Genomic DNA, 19,655 nt, shown 5'->3' with positions numbered 1-19,655 from the left:
GCGAACAAAGCAAGTTTCATAGAGGCCCGAGCGCATCAAACGGTGTAAACAACAAGCGCCGCTTAGCAAACACCAATCGCATAGCGAAAAAACCGCCAAGGGTCAGCCCCAACGCAACTACCCCCCGAGCGCGAGCGAAGAAATCCCGGCCAGTACGTCGCCGATAGGCAAATCCCCGCCGACAAATCCAACGACGCCATCCCGCAGCCCAAGCTGCACGCACTGCACGGCGACGTGCGCCACATCTTCCCGCGACACCGGCGGCGCATTCGCCGCACGTTCCGATGCAAGCGCGATCGTCCCGCTCGCCGGTTCATCCGACAGCGGCCCCGGCCGCAAAATCACATACGGCACGCCGCGCTTCTCGACGTAATCGTCGCCCTCGCGCTTCATCTTCGAATAGTGCTTGAGCGCAAGCGAACTCGCGTCGGGCCAGTAAGCCGAAATGGCGCTAATTACGACAAGTTGCTGCACGCGCCGGCGCCTGGCGTAGTCGGCGGTACGCTGGACAGCATCGCGATCGATCGCGCGCTCCTCGTTCACGCCCTCCGATTCGGCGGAACCGGCGGCATAGATCACGTGCGTGACGTCGTCGAATGCGTGGGAGAAATCGTGCGTCAGGTCGCCGAGCACGATCTCCGCGCCCAGCGCCACGAATTCAGGCTTGTGGGCGGACTTGCGCAACATGACCTTGAAAGGAATGGCTTCGCGCTGCAATTCCCGTGCGATGTGGCGCCCGGTGCGGCCGTGTGCGCCGATCAGCAGAACTTTCATCGAAAACGCTCCTTGTTCGGGATGAACCGTCCTCAACGTTAAGCGATTTTCGCCGATCGCGCTGTCAGCAGCATGCAGGCGCCGCACCGTGCGCCGCTATTTCGCCGCGCCCGCGGGACGCGCGCCGCCGTTCTTCGCGGCACGCCGCCGCTCGCCCCACAGCCGGACGCGGTCCATGTACAGATAGACGACCGGCGTCGTGTAGAGCGTGAGCATCTGGCTCACGATCAGCCCGCCCACGATCGCAATGCCGAGCGGCGCGCGCATCTCCGAACCCTCGCCGGTGCCGAACGCGAGCGGCAGCGCACCGAGGAGCGCCGCGGCCGTCGTCATCATGATCGGCCGAAAGCGCAGCAGGCACGCCTGTTCGATCGCCTCGCGCGATGAACTCGCGCCCTGCCGCGACGCCTCGATGGCGAAGTCGACCATCATGATCGCGTTCTTCTTCACGATGCCGATCAGGAGGATCACCGCGATCAGCGCGATGATGCTGAATTCGGTCCGGAACAGCAGCAGCGCGAGCAGCGCGCCGACGCCCGCTGAGGGCAGCGTCGAGAGAATCGTGATGGGGTGGATGTAGCTCTCGTAAAGGATGCCGAGCACGATGTAGACCGCCGCGAGCGCCGCGAGAATGAGGAGCGGCTGGTCGTTCATCGACTGCTGGAACGCCTGCGCCGTGCCCTGGAAGCTGCCGTGAATCGTGGCGGGCACGCCGATCTGCGCCATCGTCTCGTAGATCGCGGCGGTGGCGTCGGAGAGCGACTCGCCGGGCGGCAGGTTGAACGAGATCGTCGAGGCGACGAACTGGCTCTGGTGATTCACCGAAAGCGGCGTGCTGCCCGGCCCGAACTTCGCGATGGCCGAGAGCGGAATCATGGTTTCCCTCGACGTCGACACCGCCGCGCCCGAGGACGAGCCCGACTTGCCGCTTGCCGCGATCGAATTGGTCGCCGAATTGCGCACGGATTCGAGCGAGAGCTGCGTGGCGGTGTCGGTCGCCGCGCCGGTGCTGGCGTTGGCCGCGGCCGTCGCGTTCGAGGTGGTGGTCGAATTGGTCGACGCCGCGCCGTTCGCTGTCCCGCCCGACGTGCTGACGTAGATCTGCTTGAGCATCTCCGGGTCCTGCCAGTACTTCGGCGCAAGCTCCATCACGACGTGGTACTGCGAGAGCGCGTTGTAGATGGTGGACACCTGGCGCTGGCCGAACGCGTCGTAGAGCGTGTTGTCGATTTGCGCGGGCTTGATGTTGAAGCGCGCGGCGGTTGCGCGGTCGATCGTGACCATCGACTCCAGCCCGCCTTGCTGCTGGTCGGAATTCACGTCGGCGAGTTCGCGCCGCGCCTGCAGCGCCTCGGTCAGCTTCGGGCCCCACGTGTAGAGATCTGTGGTGCTGTCGGAGAGCAGCGTGAACTGGTACTGCGCATTCGATTGCCGGCCGCCCACCCGGATGTCCTGCACGGCCTGCAGAAACGTGCGTGCGCCCGCGACGTCCGCGAGCGGCTTGCGCAGCCGCTGGATCACGGTGTCGGCGGACACCTTGCGCTCGCTCTTCGGCTTGAGCGAAATGAACATGAAGCCCGAATTGGTCTGCCGGCCGCCCGTGAAGCCCGCGACGCTGTCGACGGCCGGATCGGCCTCGACGATGTGCATCATTTCCGAGAACTTGCCCTTCATCGCCTGGAACGACGTGCTCTGGTCCGCCTGAATGCCGCCGACGATGCGCCCCGTATCCTGCTGCGGGAAGAAGCCCTTCGGCACGATGATGTAAAGATAGACGTTGAGGCCGATGGTCGCGAGAAGCACCACGATGATGAGGCGCGGGTGCGCGAGCGCCCAGCCGAGCGTGCGCGCATAGCCGCCCTGCATGCGCTCGAACTGGCGTTCGAGCCACGCGGCGACGCGCCCCGGCTTCTTCTGCTCGTGCGGCTCCTGCAGCAGCCGTGAGCACATCATCGGCGTGACGGTCAGCGAGACGGCGAGCGACACGGCGATCGCAAGCGAGAGCGTGAGCGCGAACTCGCGAAAGAGCCGCCCGACGATGCCGCCCATCAGCAGGATCGGCAGGAACACCGCGACGAGCGACACGCTGATCGAAAGCACCGTGAAGCCGACTTCCTTCGCGCCGAGTATTGCCGCCTTCATGCGCGGCACGCCGTTCTCGATATGCCGCGAGATGTTTTCGAGCACGACGATCGCGTCGTCGACGACGAAGCCGGTCGCGATCGTCAGCGCCATCAGCGAGAGGTTGTCGAGCGAGAAGCCTAGCAGGTACATCGCCGCGAAGGTGCCGATGATCGATATCGGCACGGCGACGCTCGGTATCAGCGTGGCGCGCCAGTTGCGCAGGAACAGGAACACGACCATCACCACGAGCGCGACGGCGATCACGAGCGTCGCCTCCGTGTCGTGCAGCGACGAGCGGATCGTGACCGAGCGGTCGGAAGTCGGCGTGATCTCGACGTCCGCGGGCAGTGCCGCCTGCAGTTGCGGCAGCATCGCCTTCACGCGGTCGATGGTTTCGATGATGTTCGCGCCCGGCTGGCGATACAGGATCACGAGCACCGCGCGCTTGTTGTTGATGAGGCCGAGGTTGCGCAGGTCCTCGACGGAATCCACCACCTCGGCGACGTCCGAGAGCCGCACTGCCGCGCCGTTGCGGTACGCGACCACGAGGTCGCGGTACTGGTCGGCCCGGCTCGCCTGGTCGTTGGTGTAGAGCTGAAAATGGGTGCCCTTGAATTCGATCGCGCCCTTCGGGCTGTTCGCATTCGCCGACGCGAGCGCGGCGCGCACGTCCTCGAGCCCGATGCCGTAGTGAAAGAGGGCGCCCGGCTCGAGCTCGACCCGCACGGCCGGATTGGCCGAGCCGCTCACGTCGACTTCGCCGACGCCCGGCACGGTGGAGAGCGTCTGCTGCAGGACGGTCGCGGCGGAATCGTACATCGAGCCCGCCGTGCGCGTGGGCGACGAGAGCGCGAGCACGAGGATCGGGGCGTCGGCGGGATTGACCTTGTGGTAGGTCGGATTGCTGCGCAGCGCCGTCGGCAGGTCGGCGCGCGCCGCGTTGATCGCGGCCTGCACGTCGCGGGCGGCGCCGTCGATGTCGCGGTTAAGGCCGAACTGCAGCGTGATGCGCGTCGCGCCGACCGAGCTCATCGACGTCATCTCGGTGACGTCGGCGATCGAGCCGAGATGCCGTTCGAGCGGACTTGCGACGCTCGTCGCCACCGTCTCCGGGCTCGCGCCGGGCAGGCTCGCCTGCACGGAGATGGTCGGGAAATCGACTTGCGGCAGTGGTGCCACCGGCAGCTTCACGAACGCGAACATGCCGGCGAGCGCGACGCCGATCGCGAGCAGCGTCGTCGCGACGGGGCGGGCGATGAAGGGGCGCGAGAGGTTCATCGCGTCACTCCGCCTCGCTCACCGGGCGCGGCGGCGGGGCGCCGCGGTGAAAGCGGGCCCGCAGGCGGCGGCCGAGCGAATCGAACGCGAGATAGATCACCGGCGTCGTGAAGAGCGTGAGCAGCTGCGACACGATCAGGCCGCCCACGATCGCCACGCCGAGCGGGCGCCGCAGCTCGGAGCCGGCGCCCCAGCCGAGCATCAGCGGCAGCGCGCCGAGGAGCGCTGCCATCGTCGTCATCAGGATCGGGCGAAAACGCAGGAGACACGCCTGGAAGATCGCGTCGCGCGGCGCCTTGCCTTCCTCGCGCTCGGCTTCGAGCGCGAAGTCGATCATCATGATCGCGTTCTTCTTCACGATGCCGATCAAAAGCACGATGCCGATGATCCCGATGATGTCGAGATCGTGCCCCGTGAGCATCAGCGAGAGCAGCGCGCCGACGCCCGCGGAGGGCAGCGTCGAGAGGATCGTGATCGGATGGATGAAGCTCTCGTAGAGCACGCCGAGCACGATGTACATCGTGATGATCGCGGCGAGGATCAGGAACAGCTCGTTCGACAGCGACGCCTGGAACGCGAGCGCCGCGCCCTGGAAGCGGATCTGGAACGACGCGGGCAGGTTGATGTCCTGCTTCGCCTTCTCGATTTCCTTGACCGCCGCGCCGAGCGACGCGCCCGGCGCGAGGTTGAACGACACGGTGGTCGCCGGGAACTGGCCGAGGTGCGTGACGAGCAGCGGCGCGGCGCGCTCGTGGAACGTCGCGATCGACGAGAGCGGAACCTGGCCGTTGGTCGCCGTCGACGACGGCAGGTAGATGCCGTTGAGGATATCGGCGTAGTGCGCGTCGGTCGGCTCGGATTCGAGAATCACGCGGTACTGGTTCGACTGCGTGAAGATCGTCGAGATGATGCGCTGGCCGAAGGCGTCGTAGAGCGCGTTGTCCACCGTGGCCGGCGTGATGCCGAAGCGCGCGGCCGTCGACCGGTCGATTTCCACGTATACCGACTGGCCGTTCTGCTGCAGGTCGGTCGCGACGTCCGCGAGCACCGGCGAATGCTGCAGGCGGTCGATCAGCTTCGGCACCCACTCGGCGAATTCGGTGGCGTTCGGGTCGGTCAGCATGAACTGGTACTGCGTCGGGCTGACGGTCGAGTCGATGGTCAGGTCCTGCACCGGCTGCATGAAGAGCTTGATGCCCGGAATGTTCGCGACGTCGCTCTGAAGCGCGCGGATCACGTCGCTCGACGTGTTGCTGCGGTCGTCGCGCGGCTTCAGGTTGATGAGCATGCGGCCGCTGTTGAGCGTGATGTTCGTGCCGTCCACGCCGATGAACGACGTGAGGCTCTCCACGTCCGGGTTCTTCAGGATCTGCGCGGCGAGCGCCTGCTGCTGGTCCGCAACCGCCTTGTACGACGCGGCCTGCGGCGCCTGCGTGATCGCCTGGATCACGCCGGTGTCCTGGGTCGGGAAGAAGCCTTTCGGAATCACGACGTAGAGCAGGGCGGTCACGACGAGCGTCATCACCGCGACGAAGAGCGTCGCGCGCTGCCGGTCGAGCACCCACGTGAGCGCGACGGCGTAGCGCGCGATCACGTAGTCGATGAACTGGTGCGCGCGCGCTTCGAAGCGCTTGCTTTCCTTCGGCGGCGTGTGGCGCAGGAGCTTCGCGCAGAGCATCGGCACGAGCGTGAGCGACACCACCGCCGAAATCACGATGGTCACGGCGAGCGTGATCGCGAATTCATGAAAGAGCCGCCCGACCACGTCGCCCATGAAGAGCAGCGGAATCAGCACGGCGATCAGCGAGACCGTGAGCGAGATGATCGTAAAGCCGATCTGCCTGGAGCCCTTCAGGGCGGCTTCGAGCGGCGGATCGCCGTCCTCCACGTAGCGCGCGATGTTCTCGATCATCACGATGGCGTCGTCGACCACGAAGCCTGTCGCGATCGTGAGCGCCATCAGCGAGAGGTTGTCGAGCGAGAAGCCGCACAGGTACATCACCGCGAGCGTGCCGACGAGCGAGAGCGGCACCGACAGGCTCGGGATCAGCGTCGCCCAGACGTTGGCGAGAAAGAGGTAGATCACGAGCACGACCAGCACGACCGAGAGCGCCAGTTCGAACTGCACGTCGCGCACGGACGCGCGGATCGTGGTCGTGCGGTCGGTGACGATGCGCACGTCGAGCGCGGCGGGCAGCGACGACTGCAGCTGCGGCAGGACCTTCTTGATGCTGTCGACCACCTGAATCACGTTCGCGCCCGGCTGGCGCTGCACGTTCAGGATGATCGCGGGCGTCGAATCGACCCACGCGCCGAGCTTCGTGTTCTCCGGCCCCTCGACGATCGTCGCGACGTCCGTCAGCATCACGGGCCGCCCGTTCCGGTACGCGATGACCGCGCTCTGATACGCCTTCGCGTCGGTCAGCTGGTCGTTCGCGTTGATCGTGTAGGCGCGGCTCGGGCCGTCGAAGCCGCCTTTCGGCGTATTGACGTTCAGGTTCGAGATGGTGGTGCGCAGGTCGTCGATGTTGAGCCCGTACGACGCGAGCGCGCGCGTGTTCGCCTGGATGCGCACGGCCGGGCGGTTGCCGCCGCTCACCGACACGAGGCCGACGCCCGCCACCTGCGAGATCTTCTGCGCGAGGCGCGTGTCGGCGAGATCCTGCACCTGGGTGAGCGGCAGCGTCTTCGAGCTGATCGCGAGCGTGATGATCGGCGCGTCGGCGGGGTTCACCTTCGCGTAGATCGGCGGCGCGGGAAGGTCCGACGGCAGCAGGTTGCCCGCCGCGTTGATCGCGGCCTGCACTTCCTGCTCGGCGATGTCGAGCGGCAGATCCAGGTTGAACTGGAGCGTGATCACCGACGCCCCCGCCGAACTCTGCGACGACATCTGGTTCAGGCTCGCCATCTGGCCGAACTGCTTTTCGAGCGGCGCGGTGACGGAGGACGTCATCACGTCGGGCGACGCTCCGGGATAGAAGGTCTGGACCTGGATCGTCGGATAGTCGACGGCGGGCAGCGCGGAGAGCGGCAGAAAGCGCAGCGCGACGAGGCCGACCAGCATGATCGCCGCCATCAGGAGCGCCGTGCCGACCGGGCGCAGAATGAAAAGTCGTGACGGGTTCATGCTTTACGTACCCGCGCCGTCATTGCGGCTGTTGCTGGCGATGGCGGCCGCGGCGCGCGCCCGACGCAGCATGGGCCGCCGACGCGCCCGACGCCGACGCCGCGCCCGATGCCCCCTTGGGCTTGTCGGCGGGGATCGTGATCTTCGCGGCTTCCTTCAGGCGGTCCGAGCCGTCGATCACGACGCGCTCGCCCACCTCCAGGCCGCTCTTGATGCTGGTGCGCTCGCCGTCCACGGGGCCTGTCTTCACCTTGCGCACGGTGACGGTGTTGTCCGGCTTCACGACGTAGACGAACGTCCCCGACGAGCCGTTGAGCACCGCCGACGTCGGCACGATGGTCGCGTTCCGGATCACGTCGACGAGCAGTTTCGTGTTCACGAACTGATTCGGAAAGAGCATGCCTTCCTTGTTGTCGAAGGTCGCGCGCAGCTTGACGGTGCCGGTGGTCGTGTCGATCTGGTTGTCGACGGTTTCGAGGTAGCCGGCTTCGAGCGCCGTGGTGTTGGCCCGGTCGTAAGCCGTCACCGACATCTTCGTGCCCGCGTGCAGCGGCTTGAGGATCGCGGCGAGGTTGTCCTCCGAGGTGGTGAAGACCACGCTGATCGGCTGCAATTGCGTGATCACCACGACGCCGTTCGTGTCGCCGGTGGTCACGTAATTGCCCGCGTCGACCTGCCGCAAGCCGACGCGCCCCGAGACCGGCGCCGTGATGCGCGCGTAGGTCAGGTCGAGCCTGAAGGTATCGACGTTCGCCTGGTCCGATTTCACCGCGCCTTCATACTGCTTGACGAGCGACGCCTGCGTGTCCACCTGCTGCTTGGCGATCGAATCCTGCGCGAGCAGCGTCTGGTAGCGCTGCAGGTCGAGCCGCGCGGTCTGCAGGAGCGCCTGGTCCTTCGCGAGCGTGCCCTGCGCGTTGCGCAACGAGATTTCGTAGGGGCGCGGGTCGATCTGCGCAAGCACGTCGCCCTTCTTGACCATCTGGCCTTCCTTGAAGGCGACATCCACCAGAATGCCGTTCAGCTGCGTCTTGACGGTGACGTTCGCGAGCGGCGTGACGGTGCCGAGCGAATTGATGACGACGGGCATCTCGCCCTGGGTCACGCTCGCGACATGCACCGGCTGCGGCTGGTTGCCCGTGCCGCCGCGCCGTCCGCCCGCGGACGAACCCGCCTGCGGCTCCTTCGCGCCGTCGCCGCGGCTCCACGGATGCCACCACGCGAGCGCGCCCGCGATGACGAGCAGTGCCACGACGAGCCATCCGAGCCGGCGGCCCCGGGTGGAAGGGGCGGGAGCGGACGTCGGGGAGGCGGTCGGATGCGGCGGTGTCGGAGGGGTTTTCTGGTCGTCCATCGGTCTGGTGGCTTGCGTGTTTCGGTGTTCGATTGGTGCGCGGGATGGGCGGCTTTCGGCAGTTGCGCGCTCGCGGACGCAAGCGCGCTGGCGAGCGGCGCAGTTGGCCCGATGCATGACGGATCCCCGGAATCAGCCCGGGAGTCGTTGTCTGGAAAGCTTTGAAAGCCGGCCCGGTGCGCGCGAAGCATGATGCTACGTCCCGTGCTTCGTTACAGTCCAGCTATCTTTCTTTCGGATGATTACGAGTGTTACACCCGCGCGAAGGCGGATGTAACGGATCGGGCGGACATGCGGATGGCGGCCGGGCCGCCGGCGATCGTGACTTCGGCGGGCGCGGTGCCCCTTTGACCGGGCGCGCCCGGCTGGATGAATGCGGTGCCGGAATCGGCGAGTCGGGCGCTCGTTGGCGTCACTCGGCGAGACGGGCCGCGGGCGTGCCGCCGATCTCGTGGACGATGATATCGACGCATTTGAGCAGCGCCGGCGCCACGGATTCGATGAGCGTCTCGCGCGGGCACTGATGCGCCGCGCCGCCGCAGTTGACGGCGTAGCGCTGCCCCGACGGGCCGACGAATCCCGCCGCGACCGCGTTCAGGCCGTAGTGCCATTCGCCCGTCGAAATGGAAAAGCCGAGGCGGCGCGAATCCGCGAGGCCGGCCTGAAGACCGTTGCTGATGTTTGGCCAGTCGTCGCCGGAAGCTGTCTGAAGGCTTGCGAGGAGCGTCTGGCGATCCGCCGCCGTCAGCACCGACAGATAGGCGCGCCCGACCGCGGTGCGGCACATGTCGATGTGACCGCCCACTTCCAGCCGTGACACGAGGACGGCCGAACGCGGCCGGATCGCGTCGATGACGACCATTTCCAGCCGGTCGCGCACCGCGAGATGCACGCTCAGGCCCGTGAACTCCGCGAGTTCGATGAGAAACGGGCGGGCACGGGCGCGGATGTCGAAATTGCGCAAAAAGCCGTTGCTCAGTTCCAGCACCGACGCGGTCAGGACGAATCGCTCGCTGTCGGGCAGGCGAAGGAGCAGCCCCGCGCCGACCAGCGTGGCGGTGATGCGCGAGACGGTGGGTTTCGGGATGCCGGTCAGCTCGGTCAGTTCGCGGTTGCTCACGGGGGCATCCGCGGCGGCGATCCGGCGCAGGACATCCAGTCCGCGCGCGAGCGCCGTGACTTCCTCTCCGTCCTTCTCTCTGGCCTTTTCCCGAATGGCCGCTCGACTCTCGGAGGTGTGCATTGTTTTTTTAAAACGTCGTTTCGACTCTTGCTAAATGGATGCGGAAGTCACCGGGATTTCCCAACATTGCAGATTATGCAAGGCTTCTTTAAAAAGTGCATACGGCGTGACAGTTTTGGCATATTACAGAACAATATGCTGCGTTGGGCAGTTGCCCAAGTCGAGAAATTTTGCTTGACTTAGGCAGCATTACCGGAAAAAATGGAACCCGATTTCGAAAGTGCGGGCGTGCTGCGAGTAGGTGCAACGTGCATTCGGATACCGACTCTCAGGTTCTAGCACGGCCCTCGGAATGGCTAGAACTTTTAAGGCGCTGCGGCAACGCGGCGCCTTTTTTTTGCCGAATCATTTCGGTATGCCCCCAATATACGCTCGCAGCGCGCGGCGTTCCATCGAGAAATAAGGGCTGGGGTGACTGCGCAGACTGGGTCCGACCGGAAGGTCGGCAGGCGGGAGGAGGCAGGAGGAGGGCAGGGCTGACCGATCGGATGCCCGTGTGGCCGGACCGCTATATGGATAGACGGGAGCCTCGAGGGACCGCTCCCCGGCGAACCACCGGCTCGGCGCGGTCCGGCAAGCGGATCAGTGCCGCTCGATAAACATGCGGCGAGGCTTCAGAAGACGCGCACCGCGCACGATCCAGTAGACGCCCGCAAGCGCGAGCAATGCCGCGACGCCGAATAAGAGCAACGGCGAAAGGCGTTCCGGCGCGGGCTGGCTCGTCGCGATCATCAGCGACGCCATGATCGCGACGCCCGCCTGCATGAACGAGCGCATGGCGCGATTGCGGCACGCGGCGACGCGCATCGATCGGGAGACGGGGGCGCGTGTGAAGGGTTCGAAAAGGATGATGCCGGCGACGAGGGCGACCACGAGACTCATGAGGTTCATAACAGCGCTTCTGGGCGGGGCGGTTGACCCGCGACTATAAGAAGCGCGCTCGCCACGGAGAATACGAAACATCCTAAAGGTAGTGCGGCAATGCGTTCTATCGCATTGCCGCGGCGGATGTTGCGTCGACACGTCCCACCGCATGCCGAGCAAAACGTGCATTACACCGCGCGCCTCACAGCTCGATGCGCGTCCCCAGCAGCGCCAGGAACTGCCGCAGCCATTCCGGATGCGCGGGCCACGCGGGCGCCGTGACGAAGTTGCCGTCTGTGATCGCGGCGTCGACCGGGATATCGGCGTATTCGCCGCCCGCGAGCCGCACTTCCGGCGCGCAGGCCGGATACGCGGAAATGCGTTTGCCCTCGATCACGCGTGCCGCCGCCAGCAGTTGCGCCGCGTGACACACGGCGGCGATCGGCTTGTTCGCCTCGGCGAAGTGGCGCACCAGCTCGATCACGCGCTCGTTCAGGCGCAGATACTCGGGCGCCCGGCCGCCCGCGATGGCGAGCGCGTCGTACTGGGCGGGATCGATGTCGTCGAAGGTGGCGTTGAGCGCGAACAGGTGGCCCGGTTTTTCGGTATAGGTCTGGTCGCCTTCGAAGTCGTGGATCGCCGTCTTGATGCGCTCGCCGTTCTTTTTGCCCGGGCACACCGCGTCGACCGTATGGCCGATCGCCTGCAGCGCCTGAAACGGCACCATCGTTTCATAGTCCTCGGCAAAGTCGCCGGTGAGGAAGAGAATCTTCTTTGCTGCCATCGATAACCTCCGGGAAAGATGAATTCGGGTTGCGCCGAACGGGTCCAGCCATCGGTTAGTCTACTCTCACGGCCTTGACGGTTTGACGTCGGCCGGCCCGCCGGACGCTGCCGCGCCGCAGCGTATCATTGGCGCTTTTGGTGAATCCCGGACCGCGCGAGCGCCGCCGCAGGGCGCGTACGCAAAGCCGGTCCGTACGGTGCGCTGGCGGGTTTCGGGCGCAGCCTCAATTGTGGAAGGGCATGATGATGCAAAAGAACACTTTGAACCGGATCGCCGTCGCGCTCGCCGCGCTTGCCGTGCTCGCGGCGTGCGAGAAGCACGACGCGACGGCCGGACAGGCGGCGAGCGCGCTGAACAATCTCGCGAGCCAGACGAACCAGAAGTTCGATCAGGCCGCGAGCTACGTCGGCCAGCACGTCGATGCGGCGAAGCAGGCCGCGCAGAACAACCTCGATTCGGCGGCATCGGTGCCCCATATTTCGGCAAGCGGCGTCGCTGAGACGGCGAAGGCGAATCTGGCGGGCGCCGCGAGCGCCACCAACGCGGCGATCGCCGATGCCGCGAGCAGCACGGGCGCCGGCCTGCAAACGGCGGGCAGGAAACTTCAGGAGTGGTCCGCGAAGGACGGCACAGCGAACCAGGGCGCGAGCAGCGGCGCGGCGGCGGATTCGAGCGGCGCGCGCACGGAAATGGACAAATAGGCCGCTTTTCGCGACCCGCAATAGTGCTCCCGCAGCCAGCGGGAACCCTCAGACGAAACCCGCCACGCCGGCGACTAACATTCGGTTACGCGCCGGCCGCGCGCCGAGCAGGGCCCAGCGGCTAAACTGGCGGTCTTCCCGATCTTGCAGACCGCTATGAAGTCAAGCATGTGCGCACTGGCGAGCCTCGCGATCCTTTTTGTCGTCATCTGTGCGCGGCTCGCCGGCCCCCTTGGCGTGCGCCGCGTGCGCCCCGGATACCGCGTGTTTGCCGCGCTCGCCGCCGCCGCATCGTGCGCGCTGTTTTCGCCCGTCGCGGGCGCGGCGGGCCCGGCGCTCACGCTGCCGTCGTTCCAGGAACTGATCACGCCTCCGGCCCCGGCTTCCGCGCCGGATGCCGCAGCGGCGAGCGCCGTCGGCGATGCCGAACTGACCCGCTCGCTCGACAACGTCATCTCGACACTCGACAGCGACAAGCAGCGCGCTGCGCTCGTCGCCCAGCTGAAAAAGCTGCGCGACGCCAAACGCGAGGCCGATGCCGCGCTCGCCGCGTCGGCAGCCGGGACCGGCGCGCCGGCGGCCGGCGCGAGCGCCAGCGCGGCTGCGGCCGTGAGCGCGCCCGCGGGGGCGAGCGCCGCGCAGCCGGCGGCGTCGTCGGTGGTTGCGACCATCGCGCAGAACGCCGGCCTGCTCGGTGCGATCGCATCGGCCGTGTCGAACATCGAAGCCGACGTCAAGCGCGGCAAGACGCCGATCGCCTATTGGGGCGGCCGTTTCAACGCGGCGGGCAACGAGCTTTTCACGATCGTCACGAGCCAGAGCCGCGAGCCGTTCGGCCGCACGCTGCTCAACTATTTCGCGACGCTCGCCGGCTGGGGCGCGTGCGCGTTCGCGCTCGTGTATCTGCAGCGCCGCGTTCACGCGCACTACGGGATCGCCGCCGGCCTGCATCACAATCCGACCACGCGCGAGCTCCTGCTGTTCGCGCTGCGCCGCGTTGCGCCCTATCTCTTCGCGTTTCTCGCCGCGCTCACCTTCGTGCACCTGATGCCGCAATCGCTCGGCCGCACGCTCGCGATGGTCACGGCCTACGCGATCGTCGCGGGCGCGGTGTTTTCGTCGATCTGCCTGATCATGTTTTCGCTGTTCGGCTCGGCGCACCGGCGCGTGGCGGTGAACGTGCTGATCCTCCACGCGCGGCGGCTGCTCTTTCTGATCGGCACGTTCGGCGCGCTCGGCGACGCCGCCGCCAACTACGACGTCGCGCAGCAGCTCGGCAGCAATCTCTCGGCGCTGATCTCGACCGTCGCGAACATGGTCGCGGCGGGGCTGACCGCGTACTTCGCGCTTGCGTACCAGCGCCCCGTCGCGCACCTGATCCGCAGCCGCTCCTACGAGCAGCGCCACAACCGGCGCGCGGCGACGGAAACCTTCGAGGTCGTCGCCTCGCTCTGGCAAGTGCCGATGCTGCTGCTCGCCTCGGCGTCGGTGATCGCGACGCTCGCGGGCATCGGCACGTCCGAAAACGTGCTGCAGATGGCGATCGCAACCGCCGGCCTTCTCGTGGTCGCCTTCTTCCTGAACGCGATCGTGCTGCGCATGACGCGGCTCAAGACGAAGAAGCCGCGCCGCCAGTCGGCTTACGTGCAGCGCCTCGTGAAGTTCATCGGCACGCTGATCGTGGTCGGCATCTGGCTCGTGTTTTTCGAGCTTTCGTCGCGTTTCTGGGGCTTTTCGCTCGCGAAGCTCGCGGAGGAGAGCGTCGCCGCCCGCGGCATCACGCACGCGGTGAGCGCGATCGTGCTCACGTTCTTCGTTGCGTGGCTGATCTGGATCCTGATCGACACCGCGATCCAGGAAGCGCTCAGCCCGAACGCGCTGCGCGGCAAGTCGCGCGGCCCGAGCATGCGTGCGCGCACGATGCTGCCGCTCGTGCGCAACGTGGTGTTCGTCCTGCTGCTCACCATCGCGGGCATCGTCACCGCGGCCAATCTCGGGCTGAACGTCACGCCGCTGCTCGCCGGCGCGGGCGTGATCGGGCTTGCGGTGGGCTTCGGCGCGCAGTCGCTCGTCGCCGACCTGATCACGGGGCTGTTCATCATCATCGAGGACACGATCTCGGTCGGCGATTCGATCGAGGTCGACGGCGGCCATGCGGGCGTCGTCGAGAGCCTGACGATCCGCACCGTGCGGCTGCGCGACGGGCAGGGCGCGATCCACGCGATTCCGTTCTCGCAGATCAAGATCGTGAAGAACCTGTCGCGCGACTTCGCCTACGCCGTGTTCGAGGTGCGCGTGCCGTTCTCGGCGGATGTCGATCAGGTCACGCAGATGATCCGCGAAGTCGGCGCGGAGCTGATGGCCGATTTCCGCTACCGGCGCGAGATGCTCGGCCCGATCGAGGTATGGGGGCTCGACCGGTTCGACCCGAACTGGATGGTCGTCAAGGGGCAGATCAAGACGCGGCCGCTGCAGCAGTGGAGCGTCGCGCGGGCGTTCAACGTGCGGATCAAGCGCAAGATGGATGAGATCGGCATGCGGGTGCCGGTGCCGCAGATGAACGTGCAGATGTCGCCCGAGGCCGCGGGGCTCTTCGCGCCGCGCACGGGCGAGGACGAGGACAAGAACGAGGACGCGACGGGTGAATCCGCGGATGCGCGCGAGACGGACGGCGGCGAGGCCGGCGCGCCGGCGGAGCCGCCGCCGCTCTCGCCGGTGGTGAAAAGCGCTGTCGCCAAGGCGCGCGACGTCTCCCACGAACCGCGGCCCGCGCCGCCGCCGACCGATCAGTCGGCGCAGGTTCCGCCGCAGATTCCGACCGCGACGGAGCCGGGCAAGGGCTGATCAGACGGCGACGAGGTCGTTGACGTGCGTCGCGATCCGCGCGCCCTCGACGCCGTACACGTGCAGCGATATCGCGCGACGGCCCGAGCCGTGCGCGTTGCCGAGCTGGTGAATCGCCCCGCGCCCCGCGCCTACCACGGAGACCGCGCCCGCCTCGCGTGCATGGCGTCGCGTGGGAATCGCGCGATTGTCCGCGGCGTCCCATTGAAAGAGCGTTTCCGTGAGCGTGCCCTCGAGCACCGCATACCCGCACCATGTCTGATGGCCGTGAACGGGGCTCGCCTGTCCCGGCTCCCAGACGAGCGCGGCGAGCGCGTAGCGCCCGAATGGGTCGGCGGCGAGCAGATGGCGCCGATAGGTGTGCGCGTCGGCCGCACGCTGCTCCGGCGTCAGGAATTCGCTGTCGCGCGAGGCCTCGGCGAGCGCCGCCCGCACGCGCCGTGCGAAGGTGCGGGGATCGTTGAGGGCGGCGTCGAGTTCGGCGCACAGACGGGCGAGCGCATGAGAGTCGGCGCTCGAAGCGAAGCGGGGCGCGTCTGACGGGGATGCGGCGAGAGGGGCGGGGAGCATAATGGCGGACCGTGTCGTTGTTATTGCGATAGGCCATTTATACCGGTTTGCATCGGGAAAAAGTTTCCATATAATTTCGCTCAAGCATCCAAAAGTAGAATAATTTCCTATAAGGGGCGCAGTGTGGGAATGGACCTCATCGACCGAAAGCTGCTGGAACTCTTGCAGACCGACGTCACGATGCCGATCGCGGAACTGGCGCAGCGAGTGAACCTCTCGCAGACGCCGTGCTGGAAACGCGTGCAGCGGCTGAAGGAGACCGGCGTAATTCGCGCGCAGGTGGCGCTGTGCGACCCGCGCAAGCTGGGCGTGGGCACGACGGTGTTCGTTGCCGTGCGCACGAACCAGCACACGCAAAGCTGGGCGGAGGATTTCACGCGCGCCGTGCGCGATATTCCGGAGGTGGTCGAGGTGTACCGCATGAGCGGGGAAACCGACTATCTGCTGCGCGTGGTGGTGTCGGATATCGACGACTACGATCGCGTCTACAAGGAACTGATCCGCGCCGTGCCGCTGTACGACGTCAGTTCGAGCTTCGCGATGGAGCAGATCAAGTATTCGACCGCGCTGCCGGTCAGGCCGCCGCTCGTCGATACTGGGCGCTGACGCGGGCCTTGGGATTCCCGGCTCTGCGTTGTCAAATAAGGCTTTCCGGTATTTTGTCGGCGGTGCTTATTTGATCGTATGAATTCGCGTTTTCTCTTGTTTTTGTGGTGCCGTGGCTCCAAAATGGGTGCCATTTTGACGTGGCACCACGACGACGGGAAAAGGAGCGCGAATGGGAGCGATCACGCCGCGAACGAACAAAGATGGCAGCACCTCGTACAAGGCGCAGGTGCGCGTGCGCAAGGGCGGCAAGGTGCTGCACCAGGAAACCAAAACGTTCGATCGGAAACAGGCAGCCCAGATCTGGGTCAAGAAGCGTGAAACCGAGTTGGCTCACGCGGATGGACTGAGGGCGGCGCTGCAGGAAAACCCGTCGGTGAAGGAGATCATCAAGCGGTACACCGAGGAGCTGAACAAGCCCCTGGACCGAACCAAGAAGATGATCCTCAACCAGATATCGGCATCGGCGCTCGGTGCCACCAAGGCGGCGGACCTGACAAGTGCCGATATCGTCGCGTACATGCGAACGATCGATGTCGCGGCGTCGACGCGCGGTCATTACCTTGCGCACCTGTCGAGCGTGCTCAAGCTCGCGCGGCCAGCGTGGAACTATCCGGTTGATGGATCCGTTGTCGCGGACGCGCGCGTGGCGCTGACCAATATGGGCGTGGTGGGGCGCTCAAAGCATCGCGAGCGCCGACCGACGCTCGGCGAATTGGATCGTCTGATGGCCGAGTTCGGGAGGGTCCGTGTGGGCGCGCCGGACAGTATTCCGATGCAGGCGATCGCAGCATTCACGATCTACTCGATTCGACGCATTGGCGAGGTCTGTCGGCTCTTGTGGACGGATCTGGATGAGGAAGGGTGCCGTGTCATGGTGCGCGACCTCAAGCACCCGAATACCAAAGTCGGCAACGACACCTGGGTCGACCTGACGCCCGAGGCGCTGCGGATTATTCTCGCCCAGCCTCGAGCTGATGACCGCATTTTTCCGTATCGAGCACTGACAGCGAGCACAGCATTTACGAACGCAGTTCAACTGCTCGGTATAGAAGACTTACACCTCAACGATCTGCGTCACGAAGGGGCCAGCCGGCTCTCAGAAATGGGTTGGACGATCCAGCGCGTGGCGGGAGTCAGCGGGCATCGCAGCTGGAACACGCTGAAACGGTACACGCACCCGCGGAAAGTTGGTGACAAATACGCAAACTGGAAGTGGCTCGATGTCGTCGCGTCCGCTGACTCGATTCTTCGGCAAACCTGTCTTAGACCTGGGACCGCAACAAGCGTCGAGTCAGCACCACTCTCGTCGCAGCCATCAGTTCTTGTCTCATTGGACGAGCCGCGTACGATCCTCGTCGAAGGGGGCAGCCCGGCGTAGATCTGCCATCTTCGGACGTTGACCAGTGTGCAGACTTGACCACTAGATCGTCCCCTCACGTTGGTGACGGACGTTCGCGCGGGGAACACGGTCGTCAGGTCGTTGGCCTTTTCGCAACGCACTCTTGCGCGACAAGGTTCGCCACACGTTCATCGCCTAGACGGCGTCGACGCCTTGCACTCGGTCTTCGACCTAAACGCAGCAGCGCTCTCTGCAGAATTCAACGGCAGGGACGTCGCTCACCAACGCGACCGATCAATGTGTCAGTCTGATCTCTGCGTCTACCGGCACGTTCGACATGGACCGGTGCTGTTCCACGAGTGTTTCGGCGGGTCGACAGAGTTCTTGCGTTCAGGGGAGTTTTCTCCAGCGATGCGCAGTGGTAGCGTATCGGCTTTCGGAAACCTACCGGGCCGGACAGCCTGTTCATCGCTGATGAAAGTTTCATCGTTTTCAGGAGATGCGCCCTTCGCGCATCGGATGGCAGCGCAGATACCGATGCCGAAGGTAGGTATCGAAGAAGCGTACCGTGCGATCAGAAACAGATTGCGGAGGTATAGCGCGACGTCGATTATCGACGCAGCTTTGCACATCCTCTGGAACCCGCCGGTAGGGCGTCTTGATGAGGTCAGGAGCGCGCCGTGGCTGACTTTGCTCATCGTAAAGTGGGCGCTACAGGACGACGGCGTACACCTGCGCATTGGTCCGCCGATCCCCATGGAAGAGATGGACAGGATCCGGCAGGCGCTATGGGATATGCCGGAGAAGGTGCGTGACGATCCGGTGCCGAACATCTTCTTGATGCTTCGAACACTTATGCACGCTCAGATCGAGTTTCAGCGTCCAGAGAGCCGCGGGTTCATGCGATGGGCCGCATTGTACGCGCGGATCCCCGAGAACCGAAACGAGCGGCGGCAGTTCCGCGATGCTTTCGGGATGGAGCCGGACGTGTTTTTGGTACTTTCCTTCGCGCTCTACGCGGCCGTTCTTGCTGGCGACATGCCAGTCACGCGAGGCTGGATGCAGCCGTTGCGTCAAACTTACGGTGCCAGCGTCGACCGCATCTACGAGATTTTCTCGCGTGACATCATCAGCCTTCGAGAAGAGCTGCGGAAGGACGCGGCGCGAAAAGTCCGCAGGAAGGCGGAGCTCCACGAGTTTCCCTACGTGAAGCGCTTTCCGCTCGTGCAGTTGCAAGACGGGATGATCCATTGCTGGCATCGACTCGTTTTTGCACGAGGCGTTGAGGAAATCGTGCACCTTCGGCTCTCGGAGCTTTTCGGGGAGCAGTACACGCAGTCCTTTAGTCGCGTGTTCGAAGACTACGTTACTGAACTTGCCAGGGAATCTGGCCTTCCCATGATGACCGAGGCCGAATATAAGGCGATTGTCGGTGGGCATATGGCAGCCGTCGAGGTCATGTTCGATGGCGACGACTGCAACATCCTCATCGAGGCGAAGATGAGTTTGTTCGCGGACGATGTGCTCTTGCAGGACAGTCCGCTCGTCGCGCATCGAAAGACCAAACGCGTGCGCGACGCAATCGCTCAGGGTTGGAAGGTCGGTAAACTTATCAGGGAAAACGCGAGTCTTGGTGAGCGTTTTCGGAAGCCTCGCGATTTTCTGTTGGTCGTGACCAGTCGCGAGCTATACATCGGCGGCGGGGAAATGCTGCAACGCCTTTTTCCAGCCGGAGAATTCGGCTACCCCGATGAGGAGGCCGCACGCTGCCTTCCCCTGTCCAATGTATTTGTGATGGGTATAGAGGAATTCGAGCGTCTGATGGGCTGCGTGAAGGCAGGGGAGGTCAAGCTGCCTGAGCTGCTCCGCGAAGCTGCACTCGCTAACCAAGATGGCCGGACGTCGCGGATGTTCTTCAGCGACTTCCTGAAAAAGTACGTCAAGGCGTGGACACTTCCCACAGTCCTGCAAGAAGTTCAACAGGACGTCGAGGACCAGATTCACGCAGCGCTCACCGGGCGCAAAGGATAGCCGGGTGAGC

At 65.3% G+C, this 19,655-nt stretch carries 13 protein-coding genes; 5 read left to right on the top strand and 8 right to left on the bottom strand.

The features are described from left to right. Positions 1-117 precede the first annotated feature (117 nt). From BG61_RS19940 to BG61_RS19910, 7 genes are all read right to left on the bottom strand, one after another. Positions 118-774: an SDR family oxidoreductase gene (locus BG61_RS19940; RefSeq protein WP_035936413.1), complete on the bottom strand. Its 657-nt coding sequence runs from the start codon at positions 772-774 to the stop codon at positions 118-120. Positions 775-870: 96 nt separating this feature from the next. Continuing rightward, positions 871-4,176 (bottom strand): efflux RND transporter permease subunit, encoded by a 3,306-nt coding sequence (locus tag BG61_RS19935; protein WP_035936410.1) that lies wholly within the window; start codon positions 4,174-4,176, stop codon positions 871-873. Positions 4,177-4,180: 4 nt separating this feature from the next. Beyond that, on the bottom strand, positions 4,181-7,303 hold the full coding sequence (locus BG61_RS19930) for an MdtB/MuxB family multidrug efflux RND transporter permease subunit (protein ID WP_035936407.1): 3,123 nt from the start codon (positions 7,301-7,303) through the stop codon (positions 4,181-4,183). A gap of 19 nt (positions 7,304-7,322) precedes the next feature. Beyond that, positions 7,323-8,657 carry an MdtA/MuxA family multidrug efflux RND transporter periplasmic adaptor subunit gene (locus BG61_RS19925; protein ID WP_035936405.1) on the bottom strand — a complete coding sequence of 445 codons (1,335 nt, stop codon included), beginning with the start codon at positions 8,655-8,657 and terminating at the stop codon, positions 7,323-7,325. 412 nt (positions 8,658-9,069) lie between these two features. Next, on the bottom strand, positions 9,070-9,900 hold the full coding sequence (locus tag BG61_RS19920) for an IclR family transcriptional regulator (RefSeq protein WP_035936402.1): 831 nt from the start codon (positions 9,898-9,900) through the stop codon (positions 9,070-9,072). 582 nt (positions 9,901-10,482) lie between these two features. Beyond that, entirely contained in the window at positions 10,483-10,791 is a 309-nt protein-coding gene (locus BG61_RS19915) for a hypothetical protein (protein WP_035936399.1), read from the bottom strand. 175 nt (positions 10,792-10,966) lie between these two features. After that, positions 10,967-11,548, bottom strand: coding sequence for a DJ-1/PfpI family protein (locus BG61_RS19910; protein ID WP_035936396.1), 582 nt, complete (start codon positions 11,546-11,548; stop codon positions 10,967-10,969). A gap of 248 nt (positions 11,549-11,796) precedes the next feature. Between BG61_RS19910 and BG61_RS19905 the strand changes: the two genes are divergently transcribed. Further along, a complete protein-coding gene (locus BG61_RS19905; protein ID WP_051672668.1) occupies positions 11,797-12,252 on the top strand; it encodes a BCAL1086 family glycoprotein in 456 nt (151 codons plus the stop codon). A gap of 156 nt (positions 12,253-12,408) precedes the next feature. After that, entirely contained in the window at positions 12,409-15,096 is a 2,688-nt protein-coding gene (locus tag BG61_RS19900; RefSeq protein WP_035936394.1) for a mechanosensitive ion channel family protein, read from the top strand. Here BG61_RS19900 and BG61_RS19895 read toward each other — a convergent pair whose 3' ends face one another. Beyond that, complete coding sequence (locus BG61_RS19895) at positions 15,097-15,666, bottom strand: cysteine dioxygenase family protein (protein ID WP_035936391.1); 570 nt, start codon at positions 15,664-15,666, stop codon at positions 15,097-15,099. It abuts the gene before it with no gap. Between the two features lie 129 nt (positions 15,667-15,795). On the opposite strand from BG61_RS19895, the gene BG61_RS19890 reads away from it, so the two are divergent. From BG61_RS19890 to gapS1, 3 genes are all read left to right on the top strand, one after another. After that, positions 15,796-16,272, top strand: a complete 477-nt coding sequence (locus BG61_RS19890; RefSeq protein WP_075584189.1) for an Lrp/AsnC family transcriptional regulator — start codon at positions 15,796-15,798, stop codon at positions 16,270-16,272. Between the two features lie 172 nt (positions 16,273-16,444). Further along, the gene (locus BG61_RS19885; RefSeq protein ID WP_063741066.1) at positions 16,445-17,653 is read left to right on the top strand and encodes a site-specific integrase; all 1,209 of its coding nucleotides are present in this window, start codon (positions 16,445-16,447) and stop codon (positions 17,651-17,653) included. Positions 17,654-18,133: 480 nt separating this feature from the next. Then, complete coding sequence (gene gapS1 / locus BG61_RS19880; RefSeq protein WP_035936388.1) at positions 18,134-19,645, top strand: GapS1 family protein; 1,512 nt, start codon at positions 18,134-18,136, stop codon at positions 19,643-19,645. Positions 19,646-19,655 lie beyond the last annotated feature (10 nt).

Origin of the sequence: Caballeronia glathei, assembly GCF_000698595.1 — a bacterium.
Taxonomy (GTDB): domain Bacteria; phylum Pseudomonadota; class Gammaproteobacteria; order Burkholderiales; family Burkholderiaceae; genus Caballeronia; species Caballeronia glathei.
This window is presented reverse-complemented; position numbering and strand designations above follow the sequence as displayed.